The 24,279-nt window shown below is 34.6% G+C and carries 27 protein-coding genes and 1 CRISPR repeat array; of the genes, 16 read left to right on the forward strand and 11 right to left on the reverse strand.

Annotated features, from left to right (window positions below; all coding sequences use genetic code 11):
* The first annotated feature begins 2 nt into the window (after positions 1-2).
* Positions 3-863 carry a hypothetical protein gene (locus GYM75_RS01760; protein ID WP_220216467.1) on the forward strand — a complete coding sequence of 287 codons (861 nt, stop codon included), beginning with the start codon at positions 3-5 and terminating at the stop codon, positions 861-863.
* 69 nt (positions 864-932) lie between these two features.
* Here GYM75_RS01760 and frdD read toward each other — a convergent pair whose 3' ends face one another.
* Together frdD and GYM75_RS01770 are read right to left on the reverse strand one after the other, a co-directional pair.
* A complete protein-coding gene (gene frdD / locus GYM75_RS01765; protein WP_220216468.1) occupies positions 933-1,286 on the reverse strand; it encodes a fumarate reductase subunit FrdD in 354 nt (117 codons plus the stop codon).
* Positions 1,287-1,300: 14 nt separating this feature from the next.
* Complete coding sequence (locus GYM75_RS01770) at positions 1,301-1,738, reverse strand: hypothetical protein (RefSeq protein WP_220216469.1); 438 nt, start codon at positions 1,736-1,738, stop codon at positions 1,301-1,303.
* A gap of 454 nt (positions 1,739-2,192) precedes the next feature.
* Between GYM75_RS01770 and casA the strand changes: the two genes are divergently transcribed.
* From casA to cas2e, 6 genes are read left to right on the forward strand one after another with little or no spacing between them, the layout of a single operon-like run.
* A complete protein-coding gene (gene casA, locus GYM75_RS01775) occupies positions 2,193-4,388 on the forward strand; it encodes a type I-E CRISPR-associated protein Cse1/CasA (RefSeq protein WP_220216470.1) in 2,196 nt (731 codons plus the stop codon).
* A gap of 5 nt (positions 4,389-4,393) precedes the next feature.
* A complete protein-coding gene (cas7e, locus tag GYM75_RS01780) occupies positions 4,394-5,458 on the forward strand; it encodes a type I-E CRISPR-associated protein Cas7/Cse4/CasC (RefSeq protein ID WP_220216471.1) in 1,065 nt (354 codons plus the stop codon).
* Between the two features lie 12 nt (positions 5,459-5,470).
* Positions 5,471-6,214: a type I-E CRISPR-associated protein Cas5/CasD gene (cas5e, locus tag GYM75_RS01785; RefSeq protein ID WP_220216472.1), complete on the forward strand. Its 744-nt coding sequence runs from the start codon at positions 5,471-5,473 to the stop codon at positions 6,212-6,214.
* Positions 6,215-6,886 (forward strand): type I-E CRISPR-associated protein Cas6/Cse3/CasE, encoded by a 672-nt coding sequence (gene cas6e / locus GYM75_RS01790; RefSeq protein ID WP_220216473.1) that lies wholly within the window; start codon positions 6,215-6,217, stop codon positions 6,884-6,886.
* Between the two features lie 10 nt (positions 6,887-6,896).
* A complete protein-coding gene (cas1e, locus tag GYM75_RS01795) occupies positions 6,897-7,814 on the forward strand; it encodes a type I-E CRISPR-associated endonuclease Cas1e (protein ID WP_220216474.1) in 918 nt (305 codons plus the stop codon).
* A gap of 2 nt (positions 7,815-7,816) precedes the next feature.
* Complete coding sequence (gene cas2e, locus GYM75_RS01800; RefSeq protein WP_220216475.1) at positions 7,817-8,110, forward strand: type I-E CRISPR-associated endoribonuclease Cas2e; 294 nt, start codon at positions 7,817-7,819, stop codon at positions 8,108-8,110.
* Between the two features lie 84 nt (positions 8,111-8,194).
* Positions 8,195-8,955: a CRISPR direct-repeat array (repeat unit 28 nt; unit sequence GAGTTCCCTGTATACACAGGGATAAACC).
* An 84-nt stretch (positions 8,956-9,039) separates the two neighbouring features.
* On the opposite strand, the gene GYM75_RS01805 is transcribed toward cas2e, so the two are convergent.
* The 4 genes from GYM75_RS01805 to GYM75_RS01820 form a co-directional block, all read right to left on the reverse strand.
* Positions 9,040-9,570, reverse strand: coding sequence for a hypothetical protein (locus tag GYM75_RS01805; RefSeq protein WP_220216476.1), 531 nt, complete (start codon positions 9,568-9,570; stop codon positions 9,040-9,042).
* Between the two features lie 99 nt (positions 9,571-9,669).
* Entirely contained in the window at positions 9,670-10,164 is a 495-nt protein-coding gene (locus GYM75_RS01810) for a hypothetical protein (protein ID WP_220216477.1), read from the reverse strand.
* Positions 10,165-10,167: 3 nt separating this feature from the next.
* Positions 10,168-10,410: a hypothetical protein gene (locus tag GYM75_RS01815; RefSeq protein WP_220216478.1), complete on the reverse strand. Its 243-nt coding sequence runs from the start codon at positions 10,408-10,410 to the stop codon at positions 10,168-10,170.
* Positions 10,411-10,434: 24 nt separating this feature from the next.
* Positions 10,435-10,914, reverse strand: coding sequence for a hypothetical protein (locus GYM75_RS01820; RefSeq protein WP_220216479.1), 480 nt, complete (start codon positions 10,912-10,914; stop codon positions 10,435-10,437).
* Positions 10,915-11,333: 419 nt separating this feature from the next.
* Here GYM75_RS01820 and tmk point away from each other — a divergent pair, with 419 nt between their 5' ends.
* From tmk to yciH, 7 genes are all read left to right on the forward strand, one after another.
* A complete protein-coding gene (gene tmk, locus GYM75_RS01825; RefSeq protein WP_220216480.1) occupies positions 11,334-11,975 on the forward strand; it encodes a dTMP kinase in 642 nt (213 codons plus the stop codon).
* Entirely contained in the window at positions 11,972-12,958 is a 987-nt protein-coding gene (gene holB, locus GYM75_RS01830; protein ID WP_220216481.1) for a DNA polymerase III subunit delta', read from the forward strand. The genes tmk and holB overlap by 4 nt, the downstream gene beginning before the upstream one ends.
* Before the next feature lie 58 nt (positions 12,959-13,016).
* Positions 13,017-14,414 carry an MBOAT family protein gene (locus GYM75_RS01835; RefSeq protein ID WP_220216482.1) on the forward strand — a complete coding sequence of 466 codons (1,398 nt, stop codon included), beginning with the start codon at positions 13,017-13,019 and terminating at the stop codon, positions 14,412-14,414.
* Positions 14,415-14,475: 61 nt separating this feature from the next.
* The gene (locus GYM75_RS01840; protein ID WP_220216483.1) at positions 14,476-15,681 is read left to right on the forward strand and encodes an SGNH family hydrolase; all 1,206 of its coding nucleotides are present in this window, start codon (positions 14,476-14,478) and stop codon (positions 15,679-15,681) included.
* Positions 15,674-16,852 carry a hypothetical protein gene (locus tag GYM75_RS01845; RefSeq protein ID WP_220216484.1) on the forward strand — a complete coding sequence of 393 codons (1,179 nt, stop codon included), beginning with the start codon at positions 15,674-15,676 and terminating at the stop codon, positions 16,850-16,852. Before GYM75_RS01840 ends, GYM75_RS01845 begins: the two co-directional genes overlap by 8 nt.
* Before the next feature lie 26 nt (positions 16,853-16,878).
* The gene (gene pyrF, locus GYM75_RS01850) at positions 16,879-17,583 is read left to right on the forward strand and encodes an orotidine-5'-phosphate decarboxylase (protein WP_220216485.1); all 705 of its coding nucleotides are present in this window, start codon (positions 16,879-16,881) and stop codon (positions 17,581-17,583) included.
* A gap of 4 nt (positions 17,584-17,587) precedes the next feature.
* Complete coding sequence (yciH, locus tag GYM75_RS01855; RefSeq protein WP_220216486.1) at positions 17,588-17,911, forward strand: stress response translation initiation inhibitor YciH; 324 nt, start codon at positions 17,588-17,590, stop codon at positions 17,909-17,911.
* 54 nt (positions 17,912-17,965) lie between these two features.
* On the opposite strand, the gene tmaR is transcribed toward yciH, so the two are convergent.
* The 5 genes from tmaR to aspS all read right to left on the reverse strand — a co-directional run bounded on the left by tmaR (position 17,966) and on the right by aspS (position 22,768).
* The gene (gene tmaR / locus GYM75_RS01860) at positions 17,966-18,286 is read right to left on the reverse strand and encodes a PTS system regulator TmaR (protein ID WP_220216487.1); all 321 of its coding nucleotides are present in this window, start codon (positions 18,284-18,286) and stop codon (positions 17,966-17,968) included.
* A 289-nt stretch (positions 18,287-18,575) separates the two neighbouring features.
* The gene (gene ubiD / locus GYM75_RS01865) at positions 18,576-20,039 is read right to left on the reverse strand and encodes a 4-hydroxy-3-polyprenylbenzoate decarboxylase (protein ID WP_220216488.1); all 1,464 of its coding nucleotides are present in this window, start codon (positions 20,037-20,039) and stop codon (positions 18,576-18,578) included.
* An 85-nt stretch (positions 20,040-20,124) separates the two neighbouring features.
* Positions 20,125-20,541 carry a hypothetical protein gene (locus GYM75_RS01870; RefSeq protein WP_220216489.1) on the reverse strand — a complete coding sequence of 139 codons (417 nt, stop codon included), beginning with the start codon at positions 20,539-20,541 and terminating at the stop codon, positions 20,125-20,127.
* A gap of 21 nt (positions 20,542-20,562) precedes the next feature.
* Complete coding sequence (nudB, locus tag GYM75_RS01875) at positions 20,563-21,000, reverse strand: dihydroneopterin triphosphate diphosphatase (protein ID WP_220216490.1); 438 nt, start codon at positions 20,998-21,000, stop codon at positions 20,563-20,565.
* A 10-nt stretch (positions 21,001-21,010) separates the two neighbouring features.
* Positions 21,011-22,768 carry an aspartate--tRNA ligase gene (gene aspS, locus GYM75_RS01880; protein ID WP_220216491.1) on the reverse strand — a complete coding sequence of 586 codons (1,758 nt, stop codon included), beginning with the start codon at positions 22,766-22,768 and terminating at the stop codon, positions 21,011-21,013.
* 272 nt (positions 22,769-23,040) lie between these two features.
* Between aspS and GYM75_RS01885 the strand changes: the two genes are divergently transcribed.
* On the forward strand, positions 23,041-23,832 hold the full coding sequence (locus GYM75_RS01885; protein WP_220216492.1) for a DUF3100 domain-containing protein: 792 nt from the start codon (positions 23,041-23,043) through the stop codon (positions 23,830-23,832).
* Entirely contained in the window at positions 23,829-24,278 is a 450-nt protein-coding gene (locus GYM75_RS01890; RefSeq protein ID WP_220216493.1) for a hypothetical protein, read from the forward strand. The genes GYM75_RS01885 and GYM75_RS01890 overlap by 4 nt, the downstream gene beginning before the upstream one ends.
* Position 24,279: the final 1 nt, after the last annotated feature.

Below are 24,279 nucleotides of genomic sequence, written 5' to 3' on the forward strand. Positions count from 1 at the left end.
TTATGCAAAAAATAAAGTTACCTTTTATAGCAATGCCGTTGATAGCATTGATTTCAACTAATACTTTAGCATTAAATTGTGGTGATAATATCACACAAAATCAAGTTGAAGCCAATAATTATATTTTTCAACTTTATGATTATATTGAAACTTCAGCAAAAGGTGTCAAACAAGAAATTAGAACGATAGTGAATACTAAAACAGACGAACCAGCTCATCAAACGACAGCTCATCACACTTTAGACTATGATCCTGAAGGATTAATCTTGCTAAGCCATTATGAACTCTATTCGGATCAAAATAAGCAGTTGTACTCTGAACATCTTCAAAAAATAAATACTGGTTGGGAAAACATTATTGAAGATTTTGAAGATAAAACCAATAGTATTACGCAGTTTACGACGGATAAAGAAGGTAAAATTATTCAGTCTCATCAAGTTAAAAAAGCGGTTGATTTTATCTTTATTCAAAATGATAGCTATCAATACGACAATAATAATTGCTTGATTAATAAGCGTGTTCAATGGCAATTGAAAGAAACGGATAAAAATAGTCAATATACTGGTAAAGACTTGAGTGGAGCATCATCATTTGTTTTTGAGTATCAAGATCAAAAACTTGCTAAAATGATTTCTCAATTTAGTAATGGGTTGCAAAAAGAAAATAATTACTCATACCAATATGATAATAATCAACTTACTACGATACAATCTAATGAGTTTACCAATGGTAAAGAATCGGCTAATTATCTGATTGAATTGTTAACTTTCAATGATAAACACGATTGGCTTTCAGCAAGTAAAGTTAATAAATTTCAAGAAAACAAACAATCAACTATTATTAGAAAAATTACATATTTTTAATTTTTTCATAAAATTAGCGTTATTTCATATAACGCTAATGTTAATATTAATTGTAGAAGAATCGAAATACTATTTGATAAACAAAATAAAGATGGCGTGAATAGTCCAAGCTAGTGCTAATCCAACAATAATGAGTTTCCCACGTTTAGGATAAATTTTAAAATGATGCAACATACTCAAAATTTGTAATAATCCACACCAAATCGGTAAGCATATCATCAACAGCAAAAAGATTTTACCCAGTTCGCTACTAACTAATTTCAAAATATAGGAACGAGTTTGAGCATCGCCAAAAGGAATAATCAATCCAATGATAATCATCACAACTGGAACAAAAACAGCTGCCCACGTACCGCCTAAGGCATATAATCCTTTGATAACAGTATTATTCGAATGTTTATTTTCTGTTTCTTGAATTTTCATGATTTAAACACCATTCATCTTAATATCAATTTAATTAATAACACTGATACGGCAATTGTGATTATCCATAAACAGGCGATGAGTAACCAAGCTTTAATTTGCTTATTATCAGTTGTTAATAATAATGCTTTAGGGGCTTTTATAAACCATATTATGCTATGTAATAGAGCCGACAAGAGTGCTACACAATTAAGTATGACCACAACAGGTTTTTGTAAAAAGAAAATAAAGCGGTAAAACTCATCTTGCCCAACCGCATTCGTGTACATACAAACTACCCCATAAGTTAAAACAAAACTGATCCACAACATTGAAAACGGCGTTATTATGCTAATGATCGAAAAAATCAAGGATACCTTGGTTTTTATCTGCCCTTTATTAGGTTGATGAGGATTGTCTAGGAGATTTTGATGATTATTTAGTGGAAATTTAGTGTTATTTTTAGGATTCATAACTCTCTCAGCATTAGGTTTATCTACCCGCTTTTACATTTTATATCAGTTTCATAATAGCTTTAAACTAGCAATTATAGTGGCAAACCGACGTGATGTCGCTAGTTTAATGTAAGTAATGTTAAAGGTTTTGCCGTTATAAGGTTGCACATAATGTGCGTGATTTTAATTAATTAGAAAGCTATATAAAAAAATTAAAATATCCAATAATACAAGCTGTTATATGTAAATTTTTAAAAAATTTGTGCTAGATCACATTTTTATCATTAATTTATCGTAAAAAATGTAATTTTTGGTTAAATAAAATTTAATACTGTTAAATAAATTGATAGCAAAGATACATAATCAATTTATATTAATAAATCAAATTTGTGATGAATTAATGGTTTATTAATAAATAGATAATCGGTGTCGGATCATAACATCGATTTTATATGAAATTAAGGAGTAAAATTTGTCTACTTTATCTTTATTAGACGAAAACTGGATACCAGTTGTTCATTTCGATGGTCATCTTAGTAAAATTCAACCTAGCCAATTGGTTGATGAAACCATTTCAGATTTAGCTTATTTAAGACCCGATTTTCAAGGTGCGGCTTACCAGTTTCTTATTGGTTTATTGCAAACCACACTATCGCCCGAAGATAATTCAGAGTGGCGAAAATATTGGAATAATGGTTTTTCATCACAGCAACTAACCGAAGCGTTTAAACAAGTCAGAACCGCCATGCAATTTGGCGCAACAAAACCTTCTTTTATGCAAGATTTTGCACTGTTAGATGGAAGAAATAAAGTACCTATATCGGGTTTATTAATTGAAGCCCCGGGCGAGAATGCATTAAAACGAAATACCGATCACTTTATTAAAAGAGATTTCGTCAAGGCAATGTGCCCACACTGTGCTGCTATGGCGCTATTCACTTTGCAAACTAATGCTCCGTCGGGTGGTCAAGGACATCGAGTGAGTTTGCGTGGTGGGGGGCCTATCACAACCTTAATCATGCCAGAACTGAATAAACCGACACCATTATGGAAAAAGTTGTGGTTAAATGTGATCCCTTTAGACGATGAAGAAAGACCACAGCAGTTTGATGCATCAGTCTTTCCTTGGTTAGCCCCGACAAAGACCAGTGAACCACCAAAAAATTTAAGTCTATTTCCTGATCAAGCTAATTACTGCCAATCTTTTTGGGGAATGCCTCGGCGAATTGAGTTAGATTTTCATCAAACTGAGCAAGGGCAATGTGATATTTGTGGTGAAACCTCAACACAACTAATTACCCAATATCAAACCAAAAATTATGGCATTCAATATCAACATTGGCTACATCCACTAACACCCTATCGAACAGATAAAAAGACAGGTGAGCAACTTGCCATTAAAGGGCAACCGGGCGGCTTAATATATCGAGATTGGTTAGGTATGGTGAGTGCCAATGATGATACGCATTCGGCTAGAGTGGTTACCACTCATCTTGATCAGAACTTTAAAGATAAACAACACTATCATTTATGGTGTTTTGGTTACGATTTCGAAAATATGAAAGTACGTTGTTGGTATGAACACACTTTTCCTGTCTACCCAGATTTTGCGGATCCTAACAGTGATTTAAAAGAGATAATCGCTCAAGTTTTAGCACTCAGTAAAGATACATTCCCGATTTTGAGTAAAGCGATGACGACAATCAATAAGCAGTCAGATATCCTTGAAATTGCCTTTTGGAAGGAGACTGAATTGCCATTTTATCAGTTTGTAAAACAATTGATTGAACAAAAAGATAATTCCAGTGGTCGGCAACTATTGTTAGTTGATTGGGCTAAGACATTATTAGATTATATTATCCAAGTTTATGATAAAGCTGCTTTTGGCGATCCCAATCAACCTTTTAAATACCTTAAGAATAATAAAACGAATCAAGAAGTTTGTATTCAATTCAGTGCCAGAGAAGAGTTGTTTTCTAATTTTTATAAACTTACCTATTTTAAGAAAATAAAAATAGCAAATAACCTTGCTTGTAAAATGGAGAACAAGATGTCTAACAGTTTTATGAAAAAGTCGATTATACTCAAAGAAAACCACAAAATAATTATTGATGATTGGTTTTCGATGTTACAACAACGGCAATATGGATTTAATGGGGGTACCTACAATGGAAGACACTTACGTGCAAATCTACGTCATGTAACGGACTTTTATGAAATATTCTCTCAAGAAGGCTATCGTATTTTAAATCAAGCTTTGGTTGATCAAGATAATGCATTCAATGATGACCAGATTCATCAACAAGCATTAGTTTATTTTTCCTGGGTTGCATCATTTGCCGATTCCAACAATGCTAATGCTCCTTTTGCATCACAATTAAGTGAAAAAGTTCGAGGTGGTGAACGTAACTTTTTATCTCGTTTATGCTTCGAACAACTTTTAGCCAGCCAAACGCCCGAAGAGTTTTGTTATCTCTTAATTCAAGCGATAAAAACACGGGGTAAAAATGGTGTCAATCTCTTTTCATTGGCTGATGGCATCTTTTTATGGGTACAAGAATGGCATGAACGTCAACAAAATTTACCTTCCAATTCTGATCCATTTAAACGTCTTTCTGTTCGTTGGGCAATGGATTATAACTCAACTAAAAAAACATCAAAGGAATAATTAATATGAGTACATTTATTCAATTACATTTACTAACGGCTTATGCCCCTTCTAATTTAAATCGTGATAGCTTTGGACGACCTAAAACCGCTGTAATGGGTAATAGTAATCGTCTACGGATTTCTTCTCAAAGTTTAAAAAGAGCATGGCGTACCTCAGATTGTTTTTATCAATCTTTAAGTGATCATATTGGTGTGCGTTCGCGTCAGTTTGCAAAAGATTGGGTATATGATCCGATGGATAAACACGGAATTTCTGAAAAAATAGCCAAAGAAAGTGCCATTAAAATTGCAGGACAATTTGGTAAACTTAAAAATGAAAAAAAACCAAAAGATCCATTGACTAATATCGAAATTGAACAGTTAGTCCATATCAGTAACGATGAACAACAAGCAATTGCCTCGTTAGTTAAACAATTGATTAGCGAAAAAAGGGTTCCAACAGATGACGAAGTTAAACTTTTACGCAAACAAAATAGCAGTGTTGACATAGCCCTGTTTGGTCGAATGTTAGCGGATAGTCCTGCATTTAATGTTGAAGCTGCATGTCAAGTTTCCCATGCTTTGAGTGTTAGTGCTGTTGCGGTCGAAAGTGATTTTTTTACTGCTGTTGATGATTTAAACAATAAACAACAAGATGCTGGCTCTGCCCACCTAGGTGATCGTGGATTTGCCTCGGCGCTGTTTTATACTTATATCTGTATTAGTCGTGATTTACTTCTTGATAACTTAAATGGTGATGAAGCATTGGTTGAAAAAACACTAAAAGCATTAACCGAATCTGCTGCCAAAGTGGCGCCAACTGGTATGCAAAATAGCTTTGCATCACGTGCTTATACCTCTTATTTATTGATTGAAAAAGGTACTCAGCAACCACGTTCACTTGCTGTTGCTTATTTCAATCCCATCCACAGCCAAGATATGGTGAATGATGCTATTACAAGATTAGAGCAACAGTTAGATAAGTTTGATCAAGTTTATGGTCAATGTGCGGATGATCGCTACAAACTCAATATTGAAAGTGGAGAAGGGACACTTGCAGCTGCATTAACGTTTGTTGCGCAAAAATAAGGAGCGGTCAAGATGATAAAACATCTTATTTTTCAGATTTATGCACCGCTCACATCGTGGGGAGAACCGGCTGTTGGCGAAGTTCGTCACAGCAATATTATTCCTTCCCGCTCGGCTGTATTAGGTTTTTTGGCGGCAGCATTAGGTATTCGGCGTGATGATGAGTGTATTGATGCTTTCAATCAGCATTATCATGTTGCAGTTCGCCCTTTTGTTGATAAGAGTCGTTGGTTTAGTGATTTTCATACTGTCCAGATGCCAAAAGCGAATAAAAAAGAGGTATTTTATACGCGTTTTGATGAAATACGTCGTAACCCCCAAGATCTTGAAACTTTACTTACCAAGCGTGAATATTACAACGATGTCTATTATCAAATTGTTATTACCGAAACAAAAGGTGCCCCTTATTCTGTAGAACAGATAAAGCAGGCATTATTAACCCCTGTATTTCACCTTTATGTAGGTAGAAAGAATTCCCCATTGTCATTGCCGTTAGCCCCCGTAATTTATGAAGGGCTGCTTAGTGATGCTTTTGTCTTCGCTAATGAACATTATCATCAATACCACCAATTAGATCCTGTCCTAAAGTATTTAGTTGATAGTGATGCTAACGAATATTATTGGGATCATCCTGATCAAGAAGCGCATTTTGACGTAATGAAAATACAACTTCGACAAGATCAGCCCATTAATCGGAAGCGTTGGCAATTTATCAATCGTCAGCAATATTCAGGACACTTAAAAAGGAGCGAATAGATGTATTTTTCGAAAGTCGAGCTAAAACTTGAGCGGCTTCCTTATGTGATGCAACAAAAAAGGTTATCTGCTGGTGAATATGCTATGCATCAATGGTTATGGCAACTGTTTCCTGATGAAAATAAACGTTCTTTTTTATTTCATGAAGATCTTAAGGCTAAAAAACCTCAGTTTTATCTCTTATCTGAAGTTGCACCGCTTGCCAATCATGAATTATTTAAAGTCGATACAAAACCTTATGCCCCACAATTGACAACAGGGATGAAGTTAAGTTTTTTATTACGTGCCAATCCTGTTGTTATGAAACAAGGAAAACGTTGTGATGTGATGATGAACGCTAAGTATCAGGCTAAACAACAGGGATTATCATCTAATGAGATAAAATCTCAGCAATATCAAGCGGCCATAGATTGGTTGATTAAGCAAAGTGAAAAACGTGGATTTTCATTACAACAAAATGATCATTCAGCAGTCTGCTGTAATGTTATCAGTTACAATCAACATCTGCTTAATAAAAAGTCAGAACTTAAACCAATTCGTTATAGTAGTGTTGATTTTGAGGGGGTGTTGACTGTTACTGATCCTAATCTATTTTTAGCTACACTTTATCAAGGTATTGGTAAAAGCAAAGGATTTGGCTGTGGACTATTTTTAATCAAACACTGTCAATAGGATATTTGATATGGTGTATGTTCCACTGAATCCTATTCCTTTAAAAAACAGAACATCAATGATCTTCCTACAATATGGACAAATTGATGTTTTAGATGGTGCTTTTGTCTTAATAGATAAAACAGGCGTTAGAACCCACATTCCCGTTGGTTCTATTGCTTGTATTATGCTTGAGCCAGGTACCCGCGTATCACATGCTGCGGTTAGATTAGCCGCAACTGTGGGGACACTGTTAGTCTGGGTAGGTGAGGCTGGCGTCAGAATGTATTCGTCAGGTCAACCTGGGGGTGCCCGTTCGGACAAATTACTTTATCAAGCAAAATTAGCATTGGATGATGAACTTCGTCTAAAAGTTGTCAAAAAAATGTTTGAACTGCGATTTGGTGAGCCGGCTCCTAGCCGACGTTCTATTGAACAATTACGAGGTGTTGAAGGCGCTCGTGTACGTGCAACTTATGCATTACTAGCCAAAAAGTATCGTGTTAAGTGGCATGGACGTAAATATGATCCCAAAGATTGGCAAAAAGGCGATACGGTCAATCAATGTATCAGTGCTGCTACTTCTTGTCTTTATGGTATTACCGAAGCAGCGGTTTTGGCAGCTGGTTATGCACCAGCTATCGGTTTTGTGCATAGCGGAAAACCGCTCTCGTTTGTTTATGATATTGCCGATATTATAAAATTTGATACAGTGGTACCCAAAGCGTTTGAAATTGCTGCTAAAAACAGAGCTGACCCTGATCGTGAAGTGCGCATTGCTTGTCGTGAGATTTTTAGAAGTCAAAAAACATTGGCGACATTAATTCCACTGATTGAAGAGGTATTATCCGCTGGTGGTATTGAACCGCCACCGCCTCCTGATGATGTCCCCCCGCCTGCAATACCAGAACCTCCATCACTTGCCGATAGTGGTTTTAGGAGCCATTAATCATGAGTATGTGTGTTGTGGTGACTGAAAATGTACCACCTAGATTAAGAGGACGCTTAGCTATTTGGTTATTAGAAATCAGAGCCGGTGTTTACATAGGCGATATTTCCAGACCGGTAAGGGAGATGATTTGGCAACAAATCATCGAGCTTGCTGAAGAAGGTAATGTTGTACTTGCTTGGGCAACCAATACTGAATCTGGATTTGACTTCCAAACTTATGGTACCAACAGAAGAGTGCCGGTAGAACTCGATGGACTCAGGTTGGTCTCTTTTTTACCTATTGAAAATCAATAAGTTAACGTTCTTTAAAAATTTAAAAAATCTGGTAGAATTTTATGGTCGCTATAAGTTTAAATAAAACAAATAGCTACGTTTAGAGAGTTCCCTGTATACACAGGGATAAACCGTTGTAGTATTCACAACTATACAACCCGATAAAGAGTTCCCTGTATACACAGGGATAAACCGCCTGAAAAATTACCCCTCATCATTTGTGTCATGAGTTCCCTGTATACACAGGGATAAACCGCAACATTAAATCAATTTTTAGCACTCTAATTGGAGTTCCCTGTATACACAGGGATAAACCGGAGGCGATTAATGAAATTAACTAAAAATTTCAGAGTTCCCTGTATACACAGGGATAAACCGGGACGAAGACCGTTGCGGGTAATCGTATTATAGAGTTCCCTGTATACACAGGGATAAACCGTCAAAAATTCTGAAGACAGCCCCCTCGGGAATGAGTTCCCTGTATACACAGGGATAAACCGCATCCGCAACAGCTTGCCCTTCGCCCTTTTTAGAGTTCCCTGTATACACAGGGATAAACCGAAAACTACAAATTTATTTTCATGGACACAGGGGAGTTCCCTGTATACACAGGGATAAACCGCTCTCGAATTCGACTCTACGGGGACGATGGCAGAGTTCCCTGTATACACAGGGATAAACCGCACGGCAAGATGCGCTCAGGAGCGATTTAAAAGAGTTCCCTGTATACACAGGGATAAACCGCCGTCCCTAAATCTTGTCCGCTTTTAGTTAATGAGTTCCCTGTATACACAGGGATAAACCGCCCACGAATTCGCTCACTACAAAAATTAAACCGAGTTCCCTGTATACACAGGGATAAACCACTATCTATATCATAAAAACTCAATTTGTAAAATTTATGGAATTTGAAATTATCAGAATATCTAGAATCGTTAATGCATTAGGGATCATTTCAATTTTTCATCCATCTTTTCATAGATCTTAATTGGCTTAATGGGGAGTAATGTTTTGCCTTTTACTTCAAACTCAGAATTATTACTGGAGACAACTATTATCTGTCCTCTTTCTAAGTTAAAATCTAAAAGTGCATATGGTTCTACAAAACCTAAAAGAGAAAACTCCCTATCCCTGTTATCCGGAGGAAATTCGTAATAGACAACTTTTTTATTATATACGTATACAACTGTATTAGAAAGATGTTGAGCTATTCCAAAGTCAGGATTCTCATCAGAAAATTCTACTTTTTTGACATCAATATTTTGTTCCCGCATTAATGTAATATAAAGTCCACTAATACTGCCACTGATTAACCAAACTTCATCCCATTTAAAATTAGTATAATCAGAGAGTGTTATGGTTTGAGGGTGATTTTCTTCTATATCTTTTAATGCTTTTTCTAAAGGTCTTTTACTATTGCAACTGGTTAATGTTACTATTGATATGAATGTTATCACTAATAGTATTATTATTTTATTCATTTCTAATTTCTTAATATTTTTTTGCTTTAGGTATGGCCATAAACCAGACTATGTCTTCTTGTTTAACCCCTAAATTGTTTAAAACAATTTGTTGGCAGTTTATTTCAGTTTTTTATCCATATTTTCATAGATCTTAATTGGCTTAATGGGGATTAATGTTTTGCCTTTTACTTCACACTCAGAATTATTACTTGAAAGAACTATAATTTGTCCTCTTTCTAAATTAAAATCTAAAAGTGAAAATGGCTCGGCAAAACCAAAAATCTCGCCGCTCCTATTATCCGGAGGGAATTCGTAATAAACAACTTTTTTATTATATATGTACACTATAGTATTTGAAAATTCCTTCCACATTTTGATGGTATCATCTATTCTTTCCACATTAATATTTTGATCTCTCATGAAGTTTAAATAACTTACGCCAACATTTCCATAGATTAACCATGCTTCATCCCATTTAAAATTAGTATAATCAGATAAGGTTATGGTTTTAGGATGATTGTTTTTTACATCTTTTAAAACCTTTTCTAAAGGTGTTTTGTTACAATTGGTTAGAAATAAACACACAAGTAACAATAGTATGATTTTTTTCATTATTTAATGCTCTTTTGCTTTAGGAATGCTTTTAAACCATGCTATATTTTCTTCACTAACACCTAGTTTTTTCAATTTTTCATCCCAAGCATTTTCTAAATAATAGCCATAGCGATTCATTAGGTTGACTGCTTGTTTGAGTTCATCGTATTGTTTATTAGGCAATTTAGTTTGTACTGCTAGATATTTTCCTTCTTCTGTTTTTCTAGCCTCCCATAAGCCATGTTCATGATAATAATCTAACACTTTGTCTGATAATTCATTATCGGTTTATTTCAATTTTTCATCCATGTTTTCATAGATTTTAATCGGCTTAATGGGAACTAAATCTCCATCTTTTACTTCACATACAGAATTATTACTGGAAACAACTATAATCTGCCCTCTTTCTAGTTTAAAATCTAAAAGAGCTAATGCTCCTTCTGAAGCTAAACCCACATAATCCCTGGCATCTGGAGGAAATTCGTAATAAACTACTTTGTTATTATATACATATACAACTGTATTTGAGAATTCTTGAGCAATTCCATATTTCAATTTAGGTATTTTTATTTTTTTGACATCAATATTTTTTTCTCGCATTAATATGATATACCTTCCACCAATACTGCCACTGATTAACCAAACTTCATCCCATTTAAAATTAGTATAATCAGATAAGGTTATGGTTTTAGGATGATTGTTTTTTACATCTTTTAAAACCTTTTCTAAAGGTGTTTTGTTACAACTGGTTAATGTTACTATTGACATAAATGTGACTAATAGTAGGAGTATTTTTTTCATTCTTTGGCATTCCAGATTAATTTTCTTTCGCAACACAGTTTTAAATACTCATTAATACTACTATGAATTGTTTATTAAACAAATGATAAGTGAGTGAAAAATATCAATCGATATCTCTTTTCTAGAAGGCAATAAATACAAAGTTCATATACTCAATGATTTTCCTATTAATGGACAACATCAAACTATTTTGATTTATTTCGATGTTATAAACGAATTGCTAATAAGTAAACAGGATGTTCTACTTTGTCGATATATCAAAAAGTACTCATATTTGATAAGTATTAACAAGGTATTTACGATACGAACTAAAATAATTGGTAAAAATAGCGTACAATAGCGCAATGTTTACTCTTTCATCAGCTTAATTAGTTTAGGAAATAAGTATGGCAGGCAAATTTATTGTCATCGAAGGTTTGGAAGGCGCCGGTAAAACGACTGCCATAAATACTGTTGCGCGTGTTTTGAATCAACATCATATTTGCGATCTGCAATTTACTCGTGAACCGGGTGGTACACCGATTGCTGAAGCGTTACGTGATATTATTAAAAATGGTTTACAAAATGAACCACTAACCGATAAAGCCGAATTATTGATGTTATATGCTGCTCGTATTCAACTTATTGAAAACGTGATTAAACCTGCACTAAACAAAGGTAATTGGGTTATTGGTGATCGCCACGATTTATCAACACAAGCGTACCAAGGCGGAGGGCGCCAGCTTGATAGGCACTTTATTGAAACTTTAAAGAAACAAGTTTTAGGGGATTTTAAACCCGATTTAACATTATATTTGGATATTGATCCAGAAATTGGCTTAATGCGAGCTAAATCACGTGGAGAATTAGATCGGATTGAACAACAATCATTAGCATTTTTTAAACGTATACGTCAACGTTACTTAGAGCTCGCTAATCAAGATGCTACTATCATTACTATTGATGCTGCTCAATCAATTGATGCGGTAACCCAGCAAATTGAAGAAATTTTAACTAAATGGTTAACAAGACAGGTTAATAACACATGATTTGGGATGACTATCCTTGGCTTACAATGCCTTATCAGCAATTAGCAACGAGTATATTACAAAATCGTGCTCATCACGCGTTGTTAATTAATTATGTTCAGGGTAGTGGAGAGGATAAATTAATTAAAAGATTGGCTAATCGTTTATTGTGCCAAGCATCACAGAATTTAATGCCTTGTTTGCAATGTCATAGTTGTCAGCTATTTGTATCTCATCACCACCCTGATTATTATCAAATAACGCCTGAGCAGGGTAAGCAGTCGATTGGTATCGACCAGATACGAAATATGACAGCGAAAGTTTACGAAAAATCACAGCAAGGTGGCAATAAAGTCATTTGGATAAAATATGCAGCATTAATGACAGAAGCAGCGGCTAATGCATTACTTAAAACATTAGAAGAACCACCTGCAAATACCTATTTTATTTTAAGTGATGATCATAATAGTCATTTATTACCTACTATTCAAAGTCGTTGTTTTTCTTATTTTTTGCCGATTCCAAAACTTGAACAATCAGTAGATTGGTTAAAAAAACAACACGATAAGGTGTATAGTGATAATGAACTTGCTTCTGCGCTATTATTGAGCGAAAATGCACCACTAGCTGCAAAGTTTTTAATAGAACCAGAAAGATGGCAGCAGCGTAAAATTTTTTGTGAAAACTTACTCAATGTGATTCCTAAAAATGATTATTGGTCACTAGCAGCTACGTTTGAGCATGAAAATTTTTTAGACCGTGTTATTTGGTTTTGTGCGCTATTAAGCGATGCATTAAAAGCTAAACAAAAAACAGGACGATATATTATTAATCGAGATCAAGTACCTTTGATAAGATTATTGGCTACATTTAGCAATGAAAAGATTTTTTCGCTCTATGAACTTTGGTTGCACGCCAGACGCCAATTAATATCAATAACTGGTTTGAACAAAGAATTGATTGTTTATAATGTATTAGCTCAATCAGAGTTAATTTGTCAGTAATAGTGTTATTTTTTTAACAGAGTTTTATTTAAGTATAAGTTTAGTATAAAGGATTGTAGTGAGTTACTTATCTATTGAATTTGGGCTTTTTTTTATCTCTTTTTTGGCATTATATTGGGGATTAAATGCGTTTCCTAAAATTCAAAATTGGTTATTGTTAATTTCAAGTTATTTAATTGTTTTCAGTTATAGTTGGCAGTTTGCTACAATTCTTTTTGTTTATACCTGCATAATTTACTTATTTTCGATACTTATTTCATCATTAAAGCATGCCAAAACTTGGTTGATTATAGCAATAATTGTTGCAATAGCTAATTTAGCTGTATTCAAATATTTTGATTTCTTTAGACATGAGCTACAAACTTTACTTAATTATTTAAATATTCCCATACTTATACCATTAGTCTCAGTATTGATTCCTATTGGTATTTCTTTTTATACTTTTCATTCAGTAAGTTATTTAGTTTCAATAAGGAAACGAGAAATCGCCGTTGCCAATTTTTGGGATTTTGCGCTTTTTTTATCATTCTTTCCTAGTATTATTGCTGGACCTATCAATCGAGCAAAAGATTTTTTGCCTCAAATTACAGTTAATCAACCCCGTCAAATTATTGAGCCTTATCGTGCATTGATGTTGATTGTTGTTTCAATCATTAAGGTTTACTGTTTGGGGGAATTAATAAATGAAAACTGGGTTAAACCAATATTTGCTAATCCCTTCGAATTTAATAGTCTGGATTTATTTGTTGGGCTTTATGCGTATGCAATTCAGATCTATCTAAATTTTTCAGGTTATACTGACTTAGTCACCGGTATTTCGTTATTATTAGGTTTTCGTCTTCCTATAAATTTCAATTTTCCTTATTTATCATTAAATTTAAGGCAATTTTGGGAACGTTGGCATATCAGTTTATCAAGTTGGATTCGTGATTATATTTATATTCCTCTTGGCGGAAATCGCAAGGGATTTATACGTACGCAAATTAATGTGCTATTAGCAATGTTACTATCTGGTTTATGGCATGGTTCCGGTCTTAATTTTGTTATTTGGGGAGCTTGCCACGGTATAGGTATCGTTGTGTTAAATGTGGGTGATCGGTACTTAGGTCGAGAATACCTCATAAAACGTTTTTCTTGTATTGCCCGATTGATAACTTGGCATTATGTCTGCTTTACATGGCTATTTTTTTATTGTGTCACTTTATCCGATGCCATGGATTATTTAACAGCATTAACGCATAACTTTGCGATAAAGTCGCAATACTGGCAAGCATTTTTAATAATCATCGTTATTTATATAATTTACCCAAAATGTAAACATCTTCCGGTGTTGTTTACAACACTACTTATAAGATTAAATAAGTTATTTTTACCGTTTATATTTATTTTTATATTATGGTTAGCTATCTATTTTGCACCATCAGGTATGCCAAATTTTATTTATGCCAATTTTTAATAATCGTTGTTAAGATTAATAAAATATAAACATAGGGTTAAAAAGTAAGTTGAAGAAGTGTATGAAAACAAATAAAGATATCTCAGTTACAGTTGAAAAAACGCTACCTACCTGGTATATCGTTATGATGTTATTTTTTATAGCTTTATGTTTAATAACCATTTTTCATAAGTCCATATTAGTCTATTGTCAGCAGACGTATCATGATGATTTTTACTATTTAATAAAACTTTTAGAAAAAAATTCAATTATTCAGAATGTTAAAGATATGAATAATGATGATTCCGATGTCGATGAAAAAGGTAACGCTTTGATAATTAGTGATAACGATTTAATAGAACCTAATGTCATCACGAATCCAATTCAAAAAAAACATGAGCGGAAACCTGTAAATCAGAGTGATAAGATTTCGAATTTAAATAATAATAAAAGTATTGTTCACAATATGTCTTCTCAAGATATATTAAGTCAGTTGGTTAAAATAACAAATGATATACTTGCTAATAACAACCTAAAAGATAATAAAACAACTAAGATTGCCATAAAAGCATCCAAAAAACCGGTTGAAAAGCATGTGTATAAGACTTCAGAAAATGATGAGTTATCACTGATAACCTTAAATCAGAAAGATAGGGTGCTTTTTGCTGGGGATTCTTTAATGCAAGGGGTTGCACCATATGTTAAAAAAATGTTATTTAAACAATATAAGATAGAAAGTATTAATTTAAGTAAACAGAGCACTGGACTGGCTTATCCAAAAGCCTTCAACTGGCCTAAAACTATCAATGATAGCTTAGTTGCAAATCCATCTATTAAATTGTTAGTGATGTTTTTAGGACCTAATGATCCTTGGGATTTTGCGGTAAAGGGATATGCTAAATACGCAAAATTTAAATCTGAATTGTGGGAAGAGCAATATCGTTTACGAATCGTATCTATTTTGGAAATTGCTAAACAAAACCATGTTCACGTTCTCTGGCTAGCTCCTCCTTGCATGCGTAAACCAAAATTAAATGATGGAATGATTTATTTAACTCAATTATATAAATCAGAAGTGGAAAAAGCTCAGCAACATTTTCTCGAAACTAATGAATTATTAGGTTGCGATTATGATGAATTTAAAAGTTTTATTGAGACTGAGAAACAAAAAGTTAAAGTAAGAGTTGATGATGGTATTCATTTCACTCCAACTGGTCAAAAAATCTTAGCCGAAGCTATTATGAAACAAATCACAATCGAAGAATTAGAGGATACTCAAATTGATTAGATTTTTTAAATATATTATTTCGATATTTATGGTGAGTTTCTCAGTTGCTTGTAGCGTAGCTGAAAGTAAACCAAGTTCTTCATCTGGTGTGATTGATTTTGGTGATCCAAATGCTAAACAATTTGCCACTCAATTAAAATCATTATTAAAAAATAAAAAATCTAATAAAGTTATTAATATTATTCAGTTTGGTGATTCTCATACAGCGGCGGATTTTTTTACGGGTGAATTTAGAACGTTAATGCAAAAAAAATATGGTGATGCAGGTATTGGTTGGATTACACCTATTGCAATCAAAGGGCAAAATCATATAGGGGTGAATTGGAATAGCAAACATTGGGAAGTATTAAGTAGCCGAGTATTAAGTAATATTGATTTCCCTATGGGTGGATTTATTGCTAAACCAATAAAGGATACCGCGACAATTCAAATTACGCCAAAAATACAAGATAATCAAATTTGGCAAATGAAAATAAGTTTTAAAATATTAGAAGATATGACTAATCCTTTTAATATTCTTGATGCTAATAAAAGAAAAATTAATTATAGTGCAGTATCAAAAAAAGATGTCTGGCAAACTACATCATTTAAATCCCACCTTCCAATTGTGATAAATGGAAAAGAAAATACAGAAATCGGAGGGGTTTGGTTAACACGTGAAAAAAAATCTGGAGTGACTGTTTCGGCAATTGGCTCTAATGGGGCGAAGCAGACAATATGGCAAAAATGGAGCCCAAATTGGTATAAAGAGTTGTCTTCCTCTCAGGTTGATTTGGTGATTTTAGAATATGGTACGAATGAAAGTTTTGATGAAACACTTGATGCTAATGAATATCGTACTAATTTAGTAAATAATATTCGTAAAATTAGGAAGTTATTGCCTAAAGTTTCAATTTTATTGATCTCACCACCAGATACGATGATCAATGAAAATGAAATACCTAAATCCTATAACTTAGTTAAGCATATTCAACAACAAGTTGCAAAATCAGAAAAGACGCTATTTTGGGATTGGCAAGCAGCAATGGGTGGAAAAAAGTCAGTGATAAGTTGGCAAAAGCAGGGGCTTGCTCGACAAGATTTAGTACATCAAACCTTGCAAGGCTATAAAGAAAGTGCCAAAATCTTTTATAATGATTTAAATGAGTTTGTTAAAAAAAATAGCGATTAGTTATTAATAAAAGGAATAAATCTGTTATGTCTTCACCTATTATCGTTGCTGTTGATTTTGCTGATGTTAAATCAGCATGGAATTTTATTGATCGTGTTGAGCCAAACGATTGTCGTTTGAAAATTGGCAAAGAACTTTTTACGCATGCCGGCCCCGATTTTATTAAACAGATTATGAATAAAGGCTTCGATGTTTTTTTGGATCTTAAATTTCATGATATTCCAAATACTGTAGCTAAAGCTATTAACGCAGCGGCTGATTTAGGTGTTTGGATGACCAATGTTCATGCTAGTGGTGGCGCTCGGATGATGGAAGCGGCTAAAGATGCACTCTATCCATATGGTAAAGATGCGCCTCTTTTAATTGCGGTAACTGTTTTAACCAGTATGGAGGCGGTGGATCTTCAAGAAATTGGAATTCATGTATCGCCTTTGGAACAAGCCACTAAATTAGCTTTGTTAGCCAAAAATTGTGGGCTTGATGGTGTAGTTTGTTCAGCTAAAGAAGTGCAAAGTTTTAGAACTCGCTTAGGAAGTGATTTCAAGCTAGTGACGCCTGGTATAAGACCCGCCGGTTCTAATCCAGATGATCAGCGTCGAATTATGACACCACAACGTGCGCAAGCGGCTGGTTCCGATTATCTCGTTATTGGTCGTCCAATCACGCAAGCAGAAGATCCTTCTTCAGCATTACAAGATATTTTATCAACCCTTGATTTAAGTAAGAGTTAATTTAATGATGTCTGATAACCCACTTGTTTATTCAACCGATCAAGGTCGAATTAAATCGGTTGAAGTAAAAGAATCTCGACCAAAAGGGGATGGGATTATTCGAATCCAACGCCAAACATCAGGACGGAAAGGCAAAGGTGTGTGTGTGATTTCAGGATTTGATTTTGACGATGCCCAACTGCAAAAATTAGCAGCAGAACTTAAAAAACGCTGTGGTTGTGGTGGTGCAGTTAAAGAAGGCTGTATTGAAATTCAAGGTGATAAACGCGATTTACTCAAATCATTGCTAGAAGATAAAGGCTTTAAAGTTAAGCTAGCAGGTGGTTAAGTTATTGTAATAGTATTTACTCCCACTAACCAATGGGAGTAAATAATTTGAGTATCAGTGAGAACGGTAGCTACGCATTTTGTTGCTGATTTCACGGCGTTCTTTTGAAATTTCTGCATTTTTGATAATATAATCGTCAACGCGATCATCATAATCACTTTTCATATTAGCAATAATCGCTTGAAGTTCATCATAAGTCATATCTGGTTTTATATAATCACTTAAATTTTCAAGTAATAATACTCGTTTTTGATTATCTCGAATTTTTTTCTCATTGTCTGAGATTTCACGTTTTAATTTATTTAAACGACGTGATAAACGAATATATTCTAATACATCTTGAAATGATGGTGCGGCAGTTTTTTCCTTGTCCATCTATAACCCCTTATTTCTAAAAAATTGAAAAAACACATTAATACTAATTATATACTAATAAATTTATAGATGATAATTAAATCTGTTATAGTTTTTTGTAACTTTTGAGCCGTATATAGTATTAAATTAATTAAATTTCAATAAGTTGATATCCTTCAATTTAAACACTGTTTTAGTCGAAATTGCTAATTATTTTCATTAGCCGTTCTTGATAAAAAACATCAATACTTATTATTTCGTTTTGAATTTACGAGATTAGTTATTTTGAATAACTTATCACTCAGATGAACTACAAGCCAAGTTTATCCCATATTTCATCAATATAAGCTACGATTTTTGTGTCTTTTTTGATGATTTTTCCCCATTCTCGCTGAGTTTCACCTTGCCATTTATTGGTCGCATCTAATCCCATTTTTGAGCCAAGCCCTGAAACAGGCGAAGCAAAATCTAAATAATCAATCGGCGTATTATCAATAAATGTAGTATCACGATGAGGATCCATACGCGTTGAAATAGCCCACATAACATCTTTCCAGTCACGGGCATTGATATCATCATCACACACAATAACAAATTTGGTATACATAAATTGGCGTAAGTAAGACCAAACGCCCATCATGACTCGTTTAGCATGACCAGGATACTGTTTTTTTATGGTGACTATCGCAATCCGATAAGAACATCCTTCTGGCGGTAAATAAAAATCGACAATTTCAGGAAATTGTTTTTGTAAAATAGGGATAAAGACTTCATTTAAAGCGAGTCCCATTACGGCCGGTTCATCAGGTGGACGACCCGTATAGGTAGAATGATAAATCGCATCTTTTCGGCGAGTTAAATGCGTCACCGTGAAAACAGCAAATTTTTCGACCTCATTATAATAACCAGTATGGTCGCCATAAGGACCTTCTGGCGCCAATTCATTCGGATCGATATAGCCTTCTAAAATAATTTCAGCCGATGCCGGTACGTCTAATTCATTGGATAGCGATTTTACCACTTCAGTGCGACTATTGCGTAGTAGACCGGCAAAGGCATATTCTGGTAGTGTATCGGGTACTGGTGTAACAGCACTTAAAATGGTTGCTGGATCAGCACCAATTGCAACACTAACTGGGAATTTTTCATTAGGGTGTGTTTGTTGCCATTCTGCAAAATCAAGCGCCCCACCACGATGAGATAGCCAGCGCATAATCAACTTATTCTTACCTAATAATTGTAAGCGATAAACACCGACATTTTGTCTTTCTTTATAAGGACCTTTCGTTATGGTTAGTCCCCAGGAAAGAAGTGGTGCAACATCATCAGGCCAACAGTGCATGATAGGTAAACGAGTTAAATCAACCTCTTCATTTTTAAAAATTAGTTCTTGGCAAGGTGCAGAAGATCGCCGTTTTACTGGCATATTTAGTATCTGTTTATATTTGGGTAATACATTAAAAAATTGTTTAATACCTTTTGGTGGTTCTGGTTCACGCAAAAAAGCTAATAACTCACCGATTTTACGAAGTTGCGATGTGTCTTCTTGGCCCATTCCAATTGCAACACGCTTCGCTGTTCCAAATAAGTTACAGAGCACCGGCATATCATAACCTACAGGGTTTTCGAATAATAAGGCAGGGCCTTGGGAACGCAACACGCGATCTGCAATTTCGGTCATTTCCAAATAAGGATTAACAGGATAGGTAATTCGTTTTAACTCACCTTGTTCTTCAAGATAAGTTAAAAAATCACGAAAATCGGTAAAATTCATAAAATAATTACTCCCTATTAAACTGCTTTTTTAAAAGATTAAAGCGAGTTTAACATCCTAAATGTTAAAGTTATTTTGTTATCAACTAATCAGTGTAAAAATTTTCACTATAGATAGGGATTTCTTGATTAGCGTTACATCCAACAATTTTAGGTAATAATGTTTCAAATTGTTGTTGATTTATATTGGTAAATTTATTTTCATCAACTTGATAAAAAAGATATAGAGAATTTTGATCTTTTAATTGAAAAGAAGCAAGCCAATAATTTCTATCCTCACTATTATCATTAGTGAAAATTTTTATGACAGTGTTTTCTCGTATATCAGGTTGATTATATAATTGATGATCAATAATATTTTCAACAATTTGAGAATCACTTTCATCAAAGATGATATAGTTCATTTTATAAATTTTGCACTGTTTTAAGTTTATTTCTGCCTGACTGTTGGGTATAAAAAGCAATAAGCTGAACAATATAGCTACATACTGATTTAACTTCATTTTAACTCCTTACACTTTACCTCAACAACCAATTTTATTGATGGCTTCTTGATTGTTTGGTGATGCAGTAATTTTAGCTGCGTCATCTATTGGTAACCATTGATAAGCTAAATGTTCAGTTAGTGTTGGAGTTATTTCATCTTCAAGTGGTAAATAAAACCAATGTTCTTTATTTATTTCAACTTCTGGCGCATATCGGTGCCTAAACTGCGGAAAAATCTTGAATTCAATCGTATGGTTTGTATCGATTAAATTAAGATTTTTACCCAGAATATCAATACCTGTTTCTTCATAAACCTCACGAATGGCTGTTTCTATTGGCAATTCGTTATCTTCCATGCTACCTGTTACTGATTGCCAAAAATTGGGATCATCCTTGCGTTGTAGCATGAGACAACGCAAAGTTTTTTGACAGTAAATAACAACTAATACAGATTCAGGTTTTTTGAATTTTTGCATTAAAACATCACTATTTTTTGCTAACTTCAATGCCAAGCTCTGCTAATGCATTAGGATTTGCTGGGCTTGGAGCATCCGTCATTAAACAGGTTGCCGCTGTTGTTTTTGGAAATGCGATAACATCTCGGATATTATCGGTACCTGTTAATAACATACTTAATCTATCCAAACCAAATGCGAGTCCTGCATGTGGTGGAGTACCATATTTTAGCGCATCAAGTAAAAAGCCAAATTTTTCGCGTTGATCGTGCTCGTTAATGCCTAAAATAGAAAAGACAGCTTGTTGCATTTCGCTACGGTGAATACGTACTGACCCTCCACCTACTTCATAACCATTAATAACCATATCATAAGCGTTAGCTATCGCGCTTTCAGGATTTTGTTTAAGCTGTTCCGGAGTCATGTCTTTTGGTGATGTAAATGGATGGTGCATCGCACTAAGTCCTTCATCCGTTTCTTCAAACATTGGGAAATCCACTACCCAAAGCACCGCCCACTTATTTTCATCAGTCAGATTTAAATCTTTACCTACTTTTAATCGTAGAGCACCTAACGCATCGCTGACAACTTTATAACTATCTGCTCCAAATAATAAAATATCTCCATCTTTGGCATTAGCACGATTCAATAGTGCTTCCATTTGCGTTTCATTAAAGAATTTAGCAACCGGACTTTGTACCCCTTCAAGACCTTTATTGCGGTCATTGACTTTAATCCATGCCATACCTTTAGCGCCATAGACCGAAATAAATTGTGTGTAATCATCTAACTGTTTACGGGTTAACTGGGCTCCGTTTGGTACGCAAAGTAGTGCAACTCGACCTTTTGGATCATTTGCTGGAGTAGAGAATACGTTAAAATTGACATCTTTTACTAAATCGGCAACATCTATTATTTCTAACGGATTTCGTAAATCAGGTTTATCGCTACCATAACGGCGCATCGCTTCGGCAAACGTCATGATAGGGAATTGACCTAAATCCACATTTTTAACATGTAACCAAAGTTCACGGATCATTTGCTCCATAACTTCACGAACTTGCTCCGCGGTCATAAACGAAGTTTCAACATCAATTTGAGTAAATTCTGGTTGGCGATCTGCACGTAGATCTTCATCACGGAAACACTTAACAATTTGATAATAGCGGTCAAAACCAGACATCATTAATAGTTGTTTAAATAATTGTGGTGATTGTGGCAGTGCATAAAACTCACCGTTATGAATTCGACTGGGTACAAGGTAATCACGTGCACCTTCAGGCGTAGCTTTGGTTAACATAGGGGTTTCAATATCAAGAAAACCATGCTCATTCATAAAGTTACGTACAAATGCAGTAATTTTAGCGCGGGTTTTAAAGATGTTTGTCATTTCAGGACGACGTAAATCAATATAGCGATATTTTAAACGCTGTTCTTCACTGTTGTTTTGGTTAAAATCAAGTGGCAGCACATCACTGCGATTGAAAATTGTCAGCTCAGTGGCTAAGATTTCAACTTCACCTGTAGCCATATCTTTATTCGCTTGTCCTTCTGGTCTCGCTCTCACTTTACCTTTAATTTGAATGCAAAATTCATTACGAAGTTCACTGGCAAGTTGATAAGCTTGTTGATATTCAGGATCAAAAAATACTTGGACAATCCCTTCGCGATCACGCATATCAATAAATATCATACCGCCAAAATCTCGACGCTTATTGACCCAACCGCATAATGTGACTTCTTGATTAATATGAGATGCTGTTAAATGACCACAATAAATTGAACGCATAAAATATCCTGTTTAAATACCAAACTTATAAAAAAATATGAGGTATTATAAATCAAATAGTGTCCTTATAAAGGCATTTGTTGAGATTTATTCTTTAATTATTTTTGCGTCATTGAAATATATTGGTTGGTTATGTGTATTTAATGGTAGATGCGTGTTGACGCAAGTAATCTGGGTTATGTATATTAGCTGTGCAAAATAATAATTATTATGATAATAGTTGTCATGGATAGTTTTATTGACCGGAAATTTATGTAAAGAGGCGTGAAAGGATGGAAATTTTAAAAGACTATAGAGTGCATTTGCTTGCGCTGATAGTTGTTTTAGTATGTGAGTTTGTTGGTAGGCAGTCTATCTGGATTATCATGTTGTATCCTATGCTATTTGCCATGATTATTGGTGGTCTTATCAGTCTTCCTAAATTAAAAATCTTAAAACATAAAAATATGCTTCATGCGAGTTCGGTGATGATTGTGACGTTAATGTTACTGATTGCCAAATTAGGCGTTGCGGTGGGGCCTAAAATTGATATGATTTTGCATGATGCTAAGTTGGCATTGATTTTCCAAGAATTAGGGCATTTTGCAGGGACCATTTTACTCGGTTTACCGTTGGCAATGATGTTAGGAATGAAGCGTGAAGCGGTCGGAGCAACCTATTCTGTTGCACGTGAACCCAATATTGCCATTGTAGCTGATAAATATGGACTGGATTCGCCCGAAGGTCGTGGTGTCATGGCAATGTATGTTTGTGGTACGCTCTATGGGGCGATTTGGATGAGTATTCTTGCTAGTATAATGGCAAAATTAGACGTTCTTCATCCTTATGCATTAGCCATGGGGGCAGGGGTTGGTAGTGGTAGTATGATGGCGGCATCACTTGCGCCGATAAGTGACCTTTATCCTAATATGGCGAGTGACATCAAAGCTTATGCAACAACGGCTAATTTAATGTCTAGTATAGTTGGTATTTATATTTATACATTATTCTCACTACCGTTTGCTTCTTTTCTCTATAATGTTTTTGCTCGTTTCCAAAGTAGTAAAAGGAGTTCACTGTCATGAAGATTTTCGAAACGGTTTTTTTATTGATTTTAGTCGCAATTATCATGGCTGCTGGCAATACAGTCGGTTATCATGTTGATTTTATGCTGTCATTACAAGCTTTAGCTGTGCTTGTTGCAATATCGGTTATTGGTTTTTTTATAAGCAAAGTGCCAGTATTCAATAAACTTCCTGTTATTTTGTGGGTGTCAGTCGTGGCGGCTGTGGCTTCTTCACCAATATTTCCATTTCATGAGCAAGTTGTTGCGATAACTGACAATGTCTCTTTACTTGCTGTTTGTACGCCAGTGCTTGCTTACGCGGGATTAGCCATTGGTAAAGATCTTGCTTTATTCAAAAGTATCTCTTGGCGAATCATTCCCGTTTCATTAGCGGTGTTTTCAGGTACTTTCCTTTTTGCCGCCATCATTGCCCAAATTACCTTAAAGTGGGAAGGTGTGATTTAAT

The organism is Gilliamella sp. ESL0441 (assembly GCF_019469185.1).
GTDB lineage: Bacteria > Pseudomonadota > Gammaproteobacteria > Enterobacterales > Orbaceae > Gilliamella.